The organism is Cupriavidus sp. a3, from assembly GCF_051015765.1.
Taxonomy (GTDB): domain Bacteria; phylum Pseudomonadota; class Gammaproteobacteria; order Burkholderiales; family Burkholderiaceae; genus Cupriavidus; species Cupriavidus oxalaticus_A.
The window spans coordinates 2176354-2191164 of record NZ_CP170644.1 but is presented as its reverse complement, the minus strand read 5'-3'; the positions used below and the strand labels follow the sequence as shown (position 1 = coordinate 2191164).

Below are 14811 nucleotides of genomic sequence, written 5' to 3'. Positions count from 1 at the left end.
TGGTAGCGGAAAACCCGTCGCGGTTCACGAATCCTGAAGACCCCTTAACGCCCGCCCGATGGCGCGCGCCATGGCGGCTGCGTAGAGTCGCACCACCAGAAGCGGGCGCCCGCCCGCCGTCCCATAACAACATGACTTCCCGCAAAGGAGACTGCATGCCTTCCGTTTCGCGCATCCGCCGCGGCGTGCTTGCGGCGCTGGCCGCCGGCGCCGTGCTGGGCAATCCCGCCGCCATCACTTCCGCATTCGCTGCCGACAGCTGGCCGACCAAGCCGATCACGCTGGTGGTGCCCTTCGCCAGCGGCGGCACCACCGACATCCTCGCGCGCACCGTCGGCCAGAAGCTGGGCGAGGCGCTGCAGCAGCCCGTTGTGATCGACAACCGCCCCGGCGCCGGCGGCACCATTGGCGCGGCCAATGTCGCGCGCGCGCAGCCCGACGGCTATACCTTCCTGCTCGCCACCGTGGCGCACACCATGGCGCCGGCCATCTACAAGAGCCTGCCGTACGAGTTCACGCGCGACCTCGATCCCGTGGGGCTGGTGGCGCTGACGCCCAACGTGCTGGTGGTCAATCCCGCCATCCCGGCGCGGTCGGTGCCGGAGCTGATCGCCTACATCAAGGCGCACCCCGGCAAGGTCAACTACGGCTCGGCCGGCATCGGCAGCACCGAGCACATGTCCGGCGAGCTGTTCCGCTCGCTCACCGGGACCGATATCGCGCACGTGCCGTACAAGGGCGGCGCGCCGATGATGACTGACCTGATCGCCGGCCAGATCCAGATGGCGATCGAGACCAGCCCGTCGGCCTCGCAGCACGTGCGCAGCGGCAAGGTCAAGGCGCTGGCCGTCACCACCGCGAAGCGCTCAGGCGCCTATCCGGGCGTGCCGACGCTGGCCGAGAGCGGCGTGAAAGGCTATGAAGTCACCACGTGGTTCGCGCTGATGGCGCCGCGCGGTACGCCGGCGGCGATCGGGCAGCGGGTGTCGGCGGAACTGGGCAAGCTGCTGAAGGCGCCGGATGTGCAGAAGCGCTTCGAAGAGCAGGGCGTGACCGCCGGCGACATGACGCCGGCGCAGCTCGCGGCGTTTATCCGCGCCGAGACCGACAAGTGGGTCAAGGTCGCACGCGAGTCGGGGGCGAAGGCGGACTAAGCCAGGGCCACGCGCATCGACGCGGGACCTGAACACCCGCTGTCTGCCACAGTCCAATGGTATGACGCCAGCCTGGACCCGGAGGCAAGCCATGCATGACCTGACCTTTGTTCACGCTGACGCCGCCCATGTCGAGTGGCAGGTCGCACTGGCTGACTGCCAGAGGCAGCTGGACACGCAGGACCTGCTGCGCCAGGCGCGGCTGGATCATGCGCCGCCGCTGACGCTCGGCTGGTGCTACCTGAGCGATTACTACGCGCTCGCCGCCGAGGCGATCCTTGCCGCGTTGCAGCAGAACTGGCCCGGGGTGTCGTGGGTCGGCACGGTTGGCCTCGGCGTGTTGGCGAGCGGCGTGGAGTACTTCGACCAGCCGGCGATGGTGCTGCTGGCAGCGCCGCTTCCGCGCCAGGCCTTCCAGCTGTTCTCGGGGCGCCAGCCCTTGCCGGCCGCGTCGTCGGGCTTCGTTCCCCATACCGCGCTGGTGCATGCCGAAGGCAGCACACCCGACGTGCAGGAGCTGCTGCACGAGCTGAGCGTGCGTACCGCCACCGGCTACCTGTTCGGCGGACTGAGCTCGGCACGCAACCGTACGCTGCATATTGCCGACGGCGTGTATTCCGGTGGCCTGTCCGGCGTGCTGTTTGGCCCGGAAGTCGAACTCGTCTCCCGCGTCACGCAGGGCTGCCAGCCGATCGGCCCGGCACGCGCGGTCACGCGCAGCGAACACAACCTGCTGTTTGCGCTGGACGGCAAGCCCGCGCTGGATTGCGTGCTGCAGGACCTGGGCGTCGAGCGCGACGCACCCGTGGAAGCGATGGCGGCAGCGTTGTCGGGAACGCTTGCGGGCCTGAACGCTGCCACCGACGATGCGCCGGTGCAGCCGGGCCGGTTCGGCGCGGATACGCTGGTGCGCCACCTGATCGGCCTCGATGTGCAGCATCGCGTGCTCGCGCTTGCCGACCAGGTCGCGCCCGGCATGCGGCTGGCATTCTGCATGCGCAACGCCGCCGCGGCGCGCGCGGACCTGGAACGCATCGCCACGGAAATCCGCACGGATATCGAACACGGCGGCGGCCACGCGCGTGGCGCGCTCTATATCAGCTGCTCGGGCCGGGGCGGGCCGCATTTCGGCGCGCCGCATGCCGAACTGCAAACCGTGCGCGCTGCGCTGGGCGACCTGCCGCTGGCCGGCTTCTTCGCCGGCGGCGAGATCGCGAGGGATCACCTCTATGGCTATACGGGGGTGCTGACGGTCTTCACCAGCCATTGAACGGACCTGGCGCCCGAGTCAGCGGATGACGTTTTCGATGCTGCGCTTTTGGCGCGCAAACCAGCTGCTCAGCAAGCCGTTCGACCAGATCATCGGAAGCGAAGCCGCAACCATGCGGTAGACCTCGCGGCGCGGCATCTTCGAGGCGCGGGCCGGGTCCAGCCAGTACTCATTGCGCACCAGCAGCAGCAGGGTCTCCATGCCGATCAGGATCGGCCACAGGCAGGCCAGCCGCAGCCGGACGAAACGCTTAGGGATAGCCAGCGTGTATGCCATGGCCTCATGAAAATGCGCCAGCGTCATGCCGGCGAGCGAACGCATCAGGGCACGCGCGCGTTGCGAGGCGTCAGGCAGCAGCAAGTCCTGGGGGCCCAGCCCGTGCTGAACCAGTAGCGACGCCGGCAGGTAACACCGGCCGATGCGCAGGTCCTTGCCGCAGTCGCGCAACACATTGGTCATCTGCAAGGCTTTGCCGAAGCGGACCCCACTGCGCAGCATGGCGCCGAGGTCGCCATTGATCGCACCCGGCACATGCGCCGCGGTCATGCGGGTCCAGAATTCGCCAACGCAACCGGCGACCATGTAGGTGTAGTGGTCCAACGCCGCCAGGTCAGGCAGCGCCACGACACGGCCGGCGCGCTCGTCGGGGAACGTGCGCAGGTCGAACTCCATGCCTTCGCTGAGGATGGAAACGATCTGCCTCACCGCTTGCCGGTCAGCCGGTTCCAGCTGCGTCAGCACCGCCAGCGCGGGATCGAGCGACTCCAGCAGGATCCGCTCATCCGAATGCTCCTGGTGGCGAGCCATTTCCGTCGCGATGCTGAGCGCCGGCGCTGCGCCATCCGGGTTGCCGTTGACCTGGTCACGCAAGGACAGCAGCAACGCCAGCCGCCTTTCCGGCGCAACCAGCGCCGTATCCGCAATCGTGTCCGCAGCGCGCGCCAGCAGGTAGGCCAGGCCGACCGGATCGCGCATCCGGGCAGGGAGCACGCCCAGCGTGAGGTAGAACGAACGCGAAACGCCTTTGAGCAGCGGACCGAGGAGGAATTCCCGGCTGGGTTCGCGCATGGGTGGTGTCCTGTTCCCAGAGAGGTTTGCGGAATGGCATGGCCCGCCCGGCCGTCAGGCCGGGCCCGGGCGCATTGTACCTTTGGCGCGAAAAGCGGATCCCGGGATCCGCAGGCCCCGTGGTCAGGGCGAGGCCTTGCCCAGATAACGCTCGAACCACTGCGCTGCCAGGCGGGCGACGGATTCCAGTGCGCCGGGCTCCTCGAACAAGTGAGAGGCGCCGGGCACGATTACCAGCTTCTTCTGGCACTTGAGCTGGGCAAAGGCGAACTCATTCCGTTCAATGACGCTCACATCGAGTCCGCCGATGATCAGCATGGTCGGCGTGGACAGGCTCGCAAGGGCGTCGGCGCCCGCCAGGTCGACCCTGCCGCCTCGTGAAACGATGGCGTGTATCGGGATCGGCGACTGGCTCGCGGCACGGATCGACGCGGCGGCACCTATGCTGGCGCCGAAGTAGCCCAACCGCGGTGGCACGCCTTGCTGCCGCGCCACCCAGTCGGTCGCCTGTGCCAGCCGCTTGGCCAGCAGCCCGACGTCGAAGCGGATCGCCTGCACCTGGTCCTCCTCCGGCATGAGCAGGTCCATCAACAGCGTTCCCATGCCGCAGCGGTTGAGTTCGGCGGCCACGTACCGATTGCGCGGACTATGCCGCGAACTGCCGGTGCCGTGCGCAAACAATACCAGGGCGCCTGCGCCTGGCGGCAAGGCCAGCATGCCTTGCAACGCCACGCCATCCGCGGGGATCACAACCTCGCTGGCATCTGCACTGCTGCTACGCATGGCCGCCCTCCGGAAGATGGTGCTTCGACGCTGCCCGCGTTGCAATCGGCCCCATCGCAGTCCACTATAGGGCGAGCGTGGCGGCGAGGCCAGCCTTCGTCTGCTGGTCCGCGGACGCCCGCAATCGAACAACAGTCGACCAACATCCCGATGCATCAGGAGGGGCCATGAAGACCCTGTTTCTCGTCCGCCACGCCAAGTCAAGTCGCGATGACCCGTCCTTGCCCGACCGCGAGCGTCCGCTTGACGATCGCGGCCTGCGCGACGCCCCGGAGATGGGCAAGCGCCTGGCCGAGCGCAAGGTCAAGCCAGACCTGCTCGTGTCGAGTCCGGCCGTGCGCGCGCTGACCACGGCGCACCTGATCGCCGACGAACTCGGCATTGCCCGCAAGGACATCGAGATCGAAGACCGGCTGTACGCCAGTAGCGCGGATGACCTGCTCGCTGTCGTCCGTGCGCTCGACAAGAAGCTTGGCAGCGTGATGTTGTTCGGTCACAACCCCGAGTTCACTGACTTCGCGCAGCGCTTGTCGGACGAGATCAGCGACATGCCGACCTGCGCCGTCGCCAAATTCCGTTTCGACACCAAGGCATGGACGGATGTCGGGGAAATCACCCCGTCGAAAGTCTCGCTGGATTCGCCCAGGAAGTCGTAGTCGAATGTCGGGCGTGGGCTTTGCAGCGATATCTCCGGCTTGACCATCCGGGATGAAGCGATAAGAATTTGTGATCGCAGGCGCAAGCCGGCCTTCACGCTTTTCTGCCCCTCGCCCCACCCATGATCCCACCCGTCAGCACACTCCACGGCCGCCTCAAGATGCAGCACCTGCGCCTGCTGCTGGCGGTGGAGGAACGCGGCTCGCTGCGGCAGGCCGCCGAAGCGCTGACGCTGACCCAGCCCGCGGTCAGCAAGATGCTGCAGGATATGGAAGACCTGCTGGCCGTGCCGTTGTTCGAGCGCCATGCGCGCGGGCTGCGTGCGACGCGCTTCGGGATGGCGGCCACGCGCTACGCCCGGCTGGTGTTTGCCGACATGGATGGCTTGCGCGACGAGCTGGTGGCGCTGGAGTCGGGCAAGATCGGGCGCGTGCGGGTCGGCGCGGTGATGGCGCCGACGCCGGGCCTGCTGGCCGAGGTGATCCGCCGGCTGAATCGCGATCATCCGCGGCTGGAGGTGGCGGTGCAGGTGGAGACCAGCGACCTGCTGGTGCCGCTGCTGGAGCGCGACCAGCTCGATATCGTGCTGGGCCGCGTGCCCGATGGCTGGGACAGCAGCGGCCTCGAGTTCGAGCAGCTTGGCGACGAGGGGCTGGCGATCGTGGTCGGGCCGCAACATCCGCTGGCGCGGCGGCGCAAGCTGTCGTTCGCGGAACTGACCAGCTACCCGTGGATCATGCAGCCACGGCCGAGCCCGATGCGCGCGCTGATCGACCGCTCGTTCGAGGATGCCGGCGTGCCGGCGCCGCCGTCGACCATCGAGACCGCCGCGGTGCTGATGACCACGTCGCTGCTGGCCGACAGCGAGCTGATCGCGGTGCTGCCGGAGTCGGTGGCGGCTTACTACGGCCGCCTGGGCGCGCTGGCGGTGCTGCCATTGCCGCTGCCGCGGAAACTGGGGCCGTACGGCATCGTCACGCGGCGCGGGCGCCCGCCGACCGCATCGATGAGCCTGCTGATCGATACGCTGCGGGCGCTGTCGCGCTAGCGCTGCGGCTTGCCGTCGAGGCGCCAGAGATGGCGCTGTTCGCTGTCGGGGCGCAGCGACGCGGGCAGCAGGTCCGCCGGCATGTCCTGGTAGCTGACCGGCCGCACGAAGCGCGCGATCGCCAGGCTGCCGACCGAGGTCGAGCGGCCATCCGACGTAGCCGGCCAGGGGCCGCCGTGGACCATGGCATGTCCGACTTCAACGCCGGTGCCGAAGCCGTTGACCAGGATGCGGCCCGCCAGGCGCTCCAGCGCGGGCAGCAGCGTGCGCGCCGCGTCGTGGTCGGCGGGGTCGATATGCAGCGCCGCGGTAAGCTGGCCCTCCAGCGATTCGACCACGCGCCGCATTTCCGCGGCGTCGCGGCAGCGCACCACCAGTGACGACGCGCCGAAGACTTCATGGCGCAGCGTCTCGTCGGCCAGGAAGGCCTCGGCGCTGGTGCTGAACAGTGCCGCCTGACCTTGCAGCGCATTGCCTGCCTTGCCGCGCGCCACCAGCTGTACCTGCGGATGCTGCGCGAGCGTGCCCACGCCGTTGCAGAAGGCGCGCAGGATGCCGGCGGTCAGCATGTTCTGTGCGCCGATGTCCGCCAGGCTCGCCGCCGCCGCTTCCAGGAACTGGTCCAGGCCCTCGCTTTCCACCGCCAGCACCAGTCCGGGGTTGGTGCAGAACTGTCCGGCGCCCAGCGTCAGCGAGCTGGCGAACGCCGTGCCGATGGCTTGCGCGCGGTTGGCCAGCGCGTGTGGGAACAGCAGCACCGGATTGATGCTGCTCATCTCCGCATAGACGGGAATCGGCTCCTGGCGCGCCGCGGCGATCGCCATCAGCGCCTGGCCGCCGGCGCGCGAGCCGGTGAAGCCGACTGCCTTGATGCGGCGGTCCGCCACCAACCCCTGGCCGATTTCCAATCCGGTATCGAAGAGCAAGGAGAAGGTGCCTTCGGGCAGGTCCAGTTCCGCCACCGCTTTCTGGATGGCGCGGCCGACCAGTTCGGAGGTGCCGGGGTGCGCAGGATGCGCCTTGACGATGACGGGGCAGCCGGCGGCCAGTGCGGATGCGGTATCGCCGCCCGCCACCGAGAACGCCAGCGGGAAGTTGCTGGCGCCGAACACCGCGACCGGGCCCAGCGGGATATGGCGCAGGCGCAGGTCGGGGCGCGGCAGCGGCTGGCGCTCGGGCTGGGCCGGGTCGACGCGCAGCTCAAGGAAATCGCCCTGGCGCAGCATGCCGGCGAACAGCCGCAGCTGGCCCACGGTGCGTCCGCGCTCGCCTTCGATGCGGGCGCGCGGCAGGCCCGATTCGCTGACGCAGCGCTCGATCAGCGCATCGCCCAGCGCCAGGATGTTGCCGGCGATGGCTTCGAGGAAGTCGGCGCGCCGCGCGGGCGCGGTCTCGCGATAGGTGTCGAAGGCCTGCCAGGCGAGGGCGCAGGTCTGGTCGAGTTGTGCCAGCGTGGCGCCACCAAAGGCGGGTTCGAGCGTTGCGCCGGTGGTTGCGTCGATGGCGTGGAGGGTGCCGTGGGTGCCAGGTACGGATTGACGGCCGACCAGGAGTTCGCCGGTGAGGGTCATGGTTGGTCCTTTGAAAGGGTGTTGTGGCTAGCGATGGAGTATGCGCAGTGGCATTGGTTACCCGCCGCGACTTCGTGGAGGCTCTTGCCCTCTCCCCCGGCCCTCTCCCACTACGCGGGAGAGGGCCGGGGGAGAGGGCCGGCGCTACAAGATGCGTGGCGCTTCCTTACCGCCCCCAGCGCAGCACCAGCGGATCCAGCCGCCGCGCAATCTTCAGCAGCCCCTCGCGCGTGGCCGGATGCATCGGCTGCAGCGGATGCCTTACCGCATCCGAGGCAATCACCCCGCCTTCCTTCATCAGTACCTTGCTGGTTGCCAGCCAGCCCTGCCGGTTCTCGTAGTTGATCAGCGGCAGCCACTGCTGGTAGCGCTGCGCCGCCAGCTCGGCGTCGCCGGCCTGCCATGCATCCAGGACCTGGCGGATGCCGTCCGGGAAGCCCGCGCCGGTCATCGCGCCGGTGGCGCCCGCTTCCAGGTCGGCCATCAGCGTGATGGCCTCCTCGCCGTCCCACGGGCCAACGATGGCGTCGCCGCCCAGCTTGATGAGTTCGCGCAGCTTGGCCGCGGCCTGCGGCACTTCGATCTTGAAGTACGAGACATTGGCCAGCTCGCGCGCCATGCGGGCGAGGAAGGGCGCGGACAGCGTGGTGCCGCTGACCGGCGCGTCCTGGATCATGATGGGGATGTCGATGGCATCGGAGACGGTGGCGAAGAAGTCGTAGATGCCGCGCTCGGGCACGCGGATGGTGGCGCCGTGGTAGGGAGGCATCACCATCACCATGGCGGCGCCGGCGTCCTGCGCGGCGCGGCTGCGCTCGGCGCAGATGCGCGAGCTGAAATGCGTGGTGGTGACGATCACCGGCACGCGGCCGTCCACGTGCTCGAGCACGGTCTTCATCAGCACGCTGCGTTCGTCGTCGGTCAGCACGAACTGCTCGGAGAAGTTGGCCAGGATGCAGATGCCGTGCGAGCCGGCGTCGATCATGAAGTCGATGCAGCGGCGCTGGCCGTCGAGGTCGAGGCCGCCTTGCTCGTCGAAAATGGTTGGCGCTACCGGGAATACGCCGCGGTAGACGGGCGGCTGGGATCGGGTCATGGTCTCCTCCTTGCGGCTGGCACGCGGCCGGCGCGGGTTCTGGGCAGTCAATCGGGTCGGGCCAATATACGAGCGGGGGGAGGGCCTGTATATTGAATCATTTCCATCTTGTGATCGCTTTTGCGACTCACACGGTCCCGATATGAAATCCACCCTGGACACCCTCACCGGCCGACTGCGCATGAAGCAACTGCAACTGCTGATCGCGCTGGACGAGCACCAGTCACTGCACCAGGCCGCGGGCGCGATGGCGATGACGCAGTCGGCCGCCAGCAAGTCTTTGCAGGAACTGGAAGGCATGCTGGAAGCGCCACTGTTCGAGCGCTCCAAACGCGGCATGCGCCCCAACGCCTTCGGCCATTGCGTGATCCGCCATGCACGGCAGCTGGTGGCGGACCTGGGGGCGATGTGCGAGGAAGTGGCCGGCATCCGCGCTGGCAGTGGCGGGCGCGTCGCCGTCGGCGTGATCATGGGCGCCGTGCCCGAGGTGCTGGTGCCGGCGCTTGAACAACTGCGGCAGGCGCATCCCGACCTGGCGCTCGAGATCATCGAGGACACCAGCCTGCGCCTGCTCGGCCAGCTCGACGACGGCCACCTCGACCTCGTGCTCGGCCGCTCGCTGGTCAGCGACGAACCCGGCAAGTACCACTATCACCCGCTCGGCGACGAGCAGGTGTCCGTGGTGGTCGGTCACGTTCACCCCGCATCCAGGGTGCAGGCGATGGACTTTGCCGACCTTGAGGGTTATCGCTGGATCACTTACGCGGGGCACATGCCGATGCATGCCCTGCTGCAGCGCGAACTGGACCATGCCGGCGTCAGCTTCCCCGCCAACGCCATTTCGACGTCGTCGGCGCTGATCACCGTGGCCATGCTCCAGCGCGATCCCGGGCTGGTGTCGCTGCTGCCGACCAGCGTGGCGGAGCTGTTCGTGCGCCAGAAGATGCTGCGCATACTGCCAGTGCACCTGCAGTCGCGCCAGCAGACCTTCGGCATCGTCACGCGGCGCGGCGGCGCCTTGTCGGCTTCCGCACGGCAACTGGTGGCGATCCTGAAAGCGCAGGCGGGGAAGCCAGCGGCCGAGGTATAACGCCAGGTGATCGCCAGTTCAAAAAACGTCAGTAGTAGCGAATCGCTGATACCCATATAGTCTGCTCATCCGCGCCACCAGAGCCGGACAGCACAACGGAGACAGCGATGAAGACACGGAATGTTGGCAAGTGCGCCGGCAAACTCGCCGGCGCACTTGCCGGCCTGGCCACGGTGGCCGTTGCAGCGACGACCAGCGCCTGGGCGCAGGACACACGGCCGGTGCGCCTGATGGTGGGCGCCGCGCCCGGCGGCGGCACCGACGTGATGGCGCGTATCGTCTCCGACAAGCTGGCCGCACAGCTGAAGCAGCCCGTCGTGGTCGACAACCGCCCCGGCGCGTCCAACACCATCGCCGCGGACATCACCGCCAAGGCCGCGCCGGACGGCAACACGCTGCTGATGGGCGTGGTCACCTCGCAGGCGATCGCGCCGCACCTGCTCAAGCTGCAGTTCGACCCGCTCAAGGACCTGGCGCCGGTGGCGCTGGTGTCGTCGGTGCCCAACGTGCTGGTGGTCAACAACCAGGTCACGGCGCGCGACGTCAAGGCGCTGGTGCCGCAGATCCAGGCGAGCCCGGACAAGTTCCGCTTCAGCTCGTCGGGCGTCGGCAGCACCCAGCACCTGGCCGGTGCCGCGTTTGCGCGCCAGATCCAGGGCAAGCTGCTGCACGTGCCTTACAAGAGCAGCAGCAGCGCGCTGGTGGACCTGATGGGCGGCCAGGTGGACATGAGCTTCGAGACCATGCCGTCGGTGATCAACCATATCAAGGCCGGCAAGCTGCGCGCGCTGGCGGTGACCGTGAACAAGCGCTCGGCGCTGCTGCCCAATGTGCCGACGCTGGCCGAGGCCGGCGTGCCGGGCATCCAGATGAACGCCTGGTACGGCGTCTATGCGCCGGCCGGCACGCCTCCCGCCACGCTGCAGAAGCTCGGCACGGCGCTGACCACGGTGATCAAGGACCCGGATACCGTGCGCCGCCTGAGCGAGGTCGGCGCCGTGCCCGGCACGCTGACTGCCGCGCAGTTCGATGCCTTCTCGCGCGCCGAGTACGCGCGCTATGGCAAGCTGATCGCCGAGCTTGGCGTCAAGCTCGACTGAGCCTGTATTTCAAGAGAATTTCATGACTTCACGTCCACGAATCGCGATGGTGCTGGGCGATCCCGCCGGCATCGGCCCCGAGCTGATCGCACGCCTGCTGGCCGACCCGGCCACCAGCGAACAGGCCGACATCCTGCTGATCGCCGACCGCGACGAATGGCGCCACGGCATGCAGGTGGCGGGCGTCGAGCTGGCGCTGGCAGAGACCGATACCCTCGCGTTCGCACAAGGCGCGCCGCGCCTCTACCACTGGGAGCTGGACGGCAAGCCCGCCTATCCGCGCGGCGCATCCAGTGCCGAGGGCGGCCGCTACAGCCTCGGCACGCTGTCGCTCGCGCTGGAGCTGGCGCAGTCGGGCCAGGCAGATTCGATCCTGTTCGGGCCGCTCAATAAAAGCTCGCTGCATGCCGCCGGCATGGACCACAGCGACGAGCTGCACTGGTTTGCCGAGCAGCTCGGCTACCACGGCAATTTTTGCGAATTCAACGTGCTCGACGGCCTGTGGACCTCGCGCGTCACCTCGCACGTAGCCCTGAAGGACGTGCCGGCGATGATCACGCCGGAACGCGTCGGTGGTGCCATCGACCTGATCGACCAGGCACTGCGCCGCGCCGGCATGGCAAGCCCGCGCATCGCCGTGTGCGGCCTGAATCCGCACAACGGCGACAACGGCGCCTTCGGCCGCGAAGAGATCGACGTGATCGCCCCGGCCGTCGCCGCTGCCCGCGGGCGCGGCGTGAACGTCGAGGGCCCGTTCCCGGCCGACACCATCTTCCTGAAGGTGCAGGGCGGCCCGTCGCAGCGGCAGTTCGACGCCATCGTCACCATGTACCACGACCAGGGACAGATCGGCATCAAGCTGATGGGATTCTCGCGCGGCGTGACGGTGCAGGGCGGGCTGCCGGTGCCGATCACCACGCCGGCGCACGGTACCGCGTTCGATATCACGCAGCAGGGCCGCGCCGATCCCGGCGCCACGCAGCAGGCGTTCCAGATCGCCTGCCGCATGGGCGCGCAACGGCGCGCCGCCGCAAACGCCTAGCCACCATCAATCCATACCGGATCCAGCATGACCGCCCCCGGCGCGGCCGGGGAGCGTTCGCGCCAACGCATTGCCATCAGGAGCTGAACATGAAGATCACCAACGTCCGCGCCCGCGTCTTCGAATGGAAGGGCAAGACCGTGCCGCCGCAGGCGCATTTCTGCACCAACGCCACCGACATCCTGTTCGAGCGCGGCGACGCCATGGGCTCGTTCCGCTTCCACGGCTGGATGGTGGTCGAGATCGAGACCGATAGCGGGCTGGTCGGCATCGGCAACTGCGCGCTGGCCCCGCGCGTGGCCAAGCAGATCGTCGACGAATACCTGGCGCCGGTGGTGATCGGCCAGGACCCGTTCGACAACGAATACCTGTGGCAGAAGATGTACCGCCGCACCCAGGCCTGGGGCCGCAAGGGCATCGGCATGGCGGCGATCTCGGCGGTCGATATCGCGCTGTGGGACCTGATGGGCAAGGCCGTCGGCAAGCCGGTGTTCAAGCTGTTGGGGGGGCGCACCAAGGAGAAGATCTGGTGCTATGCCTCCAAGCTCTACAACAACGACGACCGCGACGCCTTCCTGGCCGAAGCGCAAGGCTACCTCGACCAGGGCTTTACCGCGATGAAGATGCGCTTCGGCTACGGCCCCAAGGACGGCCCTGCCGGCATGCGGAAGAACATCGAGCAGGTGCGGCTGCTGCGCGAGCTGGTCGGCGACGGCGTCGACATCATGCTGGAGTGCTACATGGGCTGGACGCTGGAATACGCGCGCCGCATGCTGCCGCGCCTGGCGGAGTTCAATCCCCGCTGGCTGGAAGAGCCGGTGATCGCCGACGATATCGAAGGCTATGTTGAGCTGAAGAAGGCGAGCCCGTTCCCGATCTCCGGCGGCGAGCACGAGTTCACTTCGTACGGCTTCAAGGACCTGCTGGAGCGCCGCGCCGTCGACGTGATCCAGTACGACACCAACCGCGTCGGCGGCATCACCGCGGCGCAGAAGATCAACGCGATGGCCGAGGCGTGGTCGGTGCCGGTGATCCCGCACGCGGGGCAGATGCATAACTACCACCTGACCATGGCGTCGACCGCATCGCCGATGTCGGAGTACTTCCCCGTGCACGACGTCGAGGTCGGCAACGAGCTGTTTTACTACATCTTCAAGGGGGATCCGGCCCCGGACAACGGCTACCTGCAGCTTGACGACAACCTGCCGGGGCTGGGGCTGGAGTTGAACGAGGAGTACTTCAGCCAGTTCAACATCATCGGCTGACAGGCTGACAGGCGGGCTGTCGCTGGCTGACCGGCCCTGGCGCACTACAATCAAGAAGCGCAATGCCCTTGTGCTGGAGTTCGCCATGGCCAGATCCCGCCGTCTGCTGGCCGCCTGCGCGGCACCCATGGGCCTGATGTGTGCCATCGGTGCCGTCAGCGCCATCAGTGCCTTCGCCGCGCCGCCTGCCGGAACGCTGACAGTTTCCTTCCCCCATCCCGAAACCTACACCGATGCCGCCTACCGCAGCGCATACGGCAGCGACCGCGAGCGCGCGCAGGTGATGAACGATATCCGCCGACACTTCGACGAGCTGGCGGCACGCTACCTGCCGCAGGGCTATGCGCTCAGCATCGCGGTGCTGGATGTCGATCTCGCAGGACATTTCGAGCCATGGCGCGTGCGCGGCGATGACGTGCGCATCGTGCGCGATGTCACCTGGCCGCGCATGACGCTGCGCTATGAACTGCGCGGCAGCGACGGTGCCGTGATCGGCAGCGGCGAGCAGCGCATCTCCGACCAGAACTTCAACATGGGTGTCAACGTCTACAGCCAGAGCGACAGGCTGCGCTATGAAAAGGCGATGATGGACCGCTGGTTCGACGAGACCGTCAGGCGCCGGATCGCAGCGCGCGAGGACGGGCAGGGATGATCTGAAGCGGGCATTAGCACTACGGGCCGTAGATGCGCAGCGCCGTCTCGCGCAGCGCATCCGCGACCAGCAGCGCGCCGGGCGACATCAGCCGGTCGGTCGGCGTGATCAGGCCGAAGTCGTCCATATGGCAGGGCATCGCCATCGGCAGCACCTCCACCATGCCGAACGCCGCGTAGTACTGCGCAACATCCGCGGTCAGCACCGCGATCATGTCTGACTGCGTCACCATGCGCGTCAGGAACAGCAGCGCGGCGGTTTCCACCACGTTGGTCGGCGGCGCCAGGCTCGCGCGCTGGAACATCAGCTCGAAGCGGTGGCGCAGCACCGTGCCGGCCGGCGGTATCATCCAGGCGGCGTCGGTGGTGTCGGCCAGCGACAGGGCGGGCGCCGCCAGCATCGGGTGGCCGGGCCGCACCACGGCGCAGACGGGCTCTTCCGCCATCGGCTCGTAGCGCAACCGGCCCTTGTCGTGCTCGGGAAACAGCCGCGCGACCACCATGTCCAGCTTCTCCTGCCCCAGCCGGTCGAGCAGCACGTTGCTGTTGTCGATCTCCACCGAGACCCGCAATCCCGGATAGCTGGCCTTCACCCGGGCGATCGCCGGCGGCAGCAGCCGCACGCCGGGCGAGGTGATCGCACCGATCGCCACGTGGCCGAGCCGGCCCGCCTTCAACGCCAGCACTTCCTCGCGCGCCTGGTTCAGGCTGCCGATCGCCGCGCGCGCGTGCCGGATCATCGCGCGGCCATAGTCCGTCGGCGCCATGCCGCGCGGAAGGCGCTCGAACAGGGGGACCGACAGCATCTCTTCCAGCTCGCGCAGCAGCTTGGACGCGGCCGGCTGCGTCATCGCCAGCCGTTCCGCGGCGCGGTGGATGCTGCCCTCGTCGGCGACGGCCAGTAAAAGCAGCAGCTGGCGCGTCTTCAGGCGGGTGTGGCTGTGCCATACGGGTGCCGCAGGTGCTGCATCAGCCGCGACGGAAAGGTTGGGGGCGTCCATAGGGTAAATACCAAT

At 68.1% G+C, this 14811-nt stretch carries 14 protein-coding genes; 9 read left to right on the top strand and 5 right to left on the bottom strand.

Features of this window, described 5'->3' with window-relative positions; all coding sequences use genetic code 11:
- Nucleotides 1–155 precede the first annotated feature (155 nt).
- Nucleotides 156–1154: a tripartite tricarboxylate transporter substrate binding protein gene (locus ACAD63_RS31795; protein ID WP_195428013.1), complete on the top strand. Its 999-nt coding sequence runs from the start codon at nt 156–158 to the stop codon at nt 1152–1154.
- A gap of 91 nt (nt 1155–1245) precedes the next feature.
- Nucleotides 1246–2424, top strand: a complete 1179-nt coding sequence (locus tag ACAD63_RS31790) for an FIST signal transduction protein (RefSeq protein WP_434034284.1) — start codon at nt 1246–1248, stop codon at nt 2422–2424.
- A gap of 18 nt (nt 2425–2442) precedes the next feature.
- On the opposite strand, the gene ACAD63_RS31785 is transcribed toward ACAD63_RS31790, so the two are convergent.
- Both ACAD63_RS31785 and ACAD63_RS31780 read right to left on the bottom strand, forming a co-directional pair.
- Nucleotides 2443–3492 carry a phytoene/squalene synthase family protein gene (locus ACAD63_RS31785; protein ID WP_195428014.1) on the bottom strand — a complete coding sequence of 350 codons (1050 nt, stop codon included), beginning with the start codon at nt 3490–3492 and terminating at the stop codon, nt 2443–2445.
- 123 nt (nt 3493–3615) lie between these two features.
- Nucleotides 3616–4275, bottom strand: a complete 660-nt coding sequence (locus tag ACAD63_RS31780) for a dienelactone hydrolase family protein (protein ID WP_133097943.1) — start codon at nt 4273–4275, stop codon at nt 3616–3618.
- 167 nt (nt 4276–4442) lie between these two features.
- On the opposite strand from ACAD63_RS31780, the gene ACAD63_RS31775 reads away from it, so the two are divergent.
- Together ACAD63_RS31775 and ACAD63_RS31770 are read left to right on the top strand one after the other, a co-directional pair.
- Nucleotides 4443–4931, top strand: a complete 489-nt coding sequence (locus ACAD63_RS31775; protein WP_135703464.1) for a SixA phosphatase family protein — start codon at nt 4443–4445, stop codon at nt 4929–4931.
- 122 nt (nt 4932–5053) lie between these two features.
- A complete protein-coding gene (locus ACAD63_RS31770) occupies nt 5054–5980 on the top strand; it encodes a LysR family transcriptional regulator (protein WP_135703465.1) in 927 nt (308 codons plus the stop codon).
- Here the strand turns inward: ACAD63_RS31770 and ACAD63_RS31765 are convergent.
- Together ACAD63_RS31765 and ACAD63_RS31760 are read right to left on the bottom strand one after the other, a co-directional pair.
- Complete coding sequence (locus ACAD63_RS31765; protein WP_135703466.1) at nt 5977–7551, bottom strand: aldehyde dehydrogenase (NADP(+)); 1575 nt, start codon at nt 7549–7551, stop codon at nt 5977–5979. The two genes, ACAD63_RS31770 and ACAD63_RS31765, sit on opposite strands and share 4 nt — an antisense overlap.
- A gap of 166 nt (nt 7552–7717) precedes the next feature.
- Nucleotides 7718–8647, bottom strand: coding sequence for a dihydrodipicolinate synthase family protein (locus ACAD63_RS31760; protein WP_434034283.1), 930 nt, complete (start codon nt 8645–8647; stop codon nt 7718–7720).
- 142 nt (nt 8648–8789) lie between these two features.
- Between ACAD63_RS31760 and ACAD63_RS31755 the strand changes: the two genes are divergently transcribed.
- From ACAD63_RS31755 to ACAD63_RS31735, 5 genes are all read left to right on the top strand, one after another.
- Nucleotides 8790–9737, top strand: a complete 948-nt coding sequence (locus tag ACAD63_RS31755) for a LysR family transcriptional regulator (protein ID WP_135703468.1) — start codon at nt 8790–8792, stop codon at nt 9735–9737.
- Between the two features lie 107 nt (nt 9738–9844).
- On the top strand, nt 9845–10837 hold the full coding sequence (locus ACAD63_RS31750; RefSeq protein ID WP_434034282.1) for a Bug family tripartite tricarboxylate transporter substrate binding protein: 993 nt from the start codon (nt 9845–9847) through the stop codon (nt 10835–10837).
- A gap of 22 nt (nt 10838–10859) precedes the next feature.
- Nucleotides 10860–11879: a 4-hydroxythreonine-4-phosphate dehydrogenase PdxA gene (locus ACAD63_RS31745; RefSeq protein WP_135703470.1), complete on the top strand. Its 1020-nt coding sequence runs from the start codon at nt 10860–10862 to the stop codon at nt 11877–11879.
- A gap of 89 nt (nt 11880–11968) precedes the next feature.
- Nucleotides 11969–13144, top strand: a complete 1176-nt coding sequence (locus ACAD63_RS31740) for an L-rhamnonate dehydratase (RefSeq protein WP_133097951.1) — start codon at nt 11969–11971, stop codon at nt 13142–13144.
- Nucleotides 13145–13229: 85 nt separating this feature from the next.
- A complete protein-coding gene (locus ACAD63_RS31735; RefSeq protein WP_434034281.1) occupies nt 13230–13796 on the top strand; it encodes a DUF3016 domain-containing protein in 567 nt (188 codons plus the stop codon).
- Between the two features lie 19 nt (nt 13797–13815).
- Here the strand turns inward: ACAD63_RS31735 and ACAD63_RS31730 are convergent, their stop codons facing one another.
- Nucleotides 13816–14796 carry a LysR substrate-binding domain-containing protein gene (locus ACAD63_RS31730; protein WP_195428017.1) on the bottom strand — a complete coding sequence of 327 codons (981 nt, stop codon included), beginning with the start codon at nt 14794–14796 and terminating at the stop codon, nt 13816–13818.
- Nucleotides 14797–14811 lie beyond the last annotated feature (15 nt).

What these genes read in the sequence shown, in the direction of transcription:
- ACAD63_RS31795 (WP_195428013.1), top strand. Translation starts at nt 156, where the DNA reads ATGCCTTCCGTTTCGCGCATCCGCCGCGGCGTGCTTGCGGCGCTGGCC.
- ACAD63_RS31790 (WP_434034284.1), top strand. Translation starts at nt 1,246, where the DNA reads ATGCATGACCTGACCTTTGTTCACGCTGACGCCGCCCATGTCGAGTGG.
- ACAD63_RS31785 (WP_195428014.1), bottom strand. Translation starts at nt 3,492, where the DNA reads ATGCGCGAACCCAGCCGGGAATTCCTCCTCGGTCCGCTGCTCAAAGGC.
- ACAD63_RS31780 (WP_133097943.1), bottom strand. Translation starts at nt 4,275, where the DNA reads ATGCGTAGCAGCAGTGCAGATGCCAGCGAGGTTGTGATCCCCGCGGAT.
- ACAD63_RS31775 (WP_135703464.1), top strand. Translation starts at nt 4,443, where the DNA reads ATGAAGACCCTGTTTCTCGTCCGCCACGCCAAGTCAAGTCGCGATGAC.
- ACAD63_RS31770 (WP_135703465.1), top strand. Translation starts at nt 5,054, where the DNA reads ATGATCCCACCCGTCAGCACACTCCACGGCCGCCTCAAGATGCAGCAC.
- ACAD63_RS31765 (WP_135703466.1), bottom strand. Translation starts at nt 7,551, where the DNA reads ATGACCCTCACCGGCGAACTCCTGGTCGGCCGTCAATCCGTACCTGGC.
- ACAD63_RS31760 (WP_434034283.1), bottom strand. Translation starts at nt 8,647, where the DNA reads ATGACCCGATCCCAGCCGCCCGTCTACCGCGGCGTATTCCCGGTAGCG.
- ACAD63_RS31755 (WP_135703468.1), top strand. Translation starts at nt 8,790, where the DNA reads ATGAAATCCACCCTGGACACCCTCACCGGCCGACTGCGCATGAAGCAA.
- ACAD63_RS31750 (WP_434034282.1), top strand. Translation starts at nt 9,845, where the DNA reads ATGAAGACACGGAATGTTGGCAAGTGCGCCGGCAAACTCGCCGGCGCA.
- ACAD63_RS31745 (WP_135703470.1), top strand. Translation starts at nt 10,860, where the DNA reads ATGACTTCACGTCCACGAATCGCGATGGTGCTGGGCGATCCCGCCGGC.
- ACAD63_RS31740 (WP_133097951.1), top strand. Translation starts at nt 11,969, where the DNA reads ATGAAGATCACCAACGTCCGCGCCCGCGTCTTCGAATGGAAGGGCAAG.
- ACAD63_RS31735 (WP_434034281.1), top strand. Translation starts at nt 13,230, where the DNA reads ATGGCCAGATCCCGCCGTCTGCTGGCCGCCTGCGCGGCACCCATGGGC.
- ACAD63_RS31730 (WP_195428017.1), bottom strand. Translation starts at nt 14,796, where the DNA reads ATGGACGCCCCCAACCTTTCCGTCGCGGCTGATGCAGCACCTGCGGCA.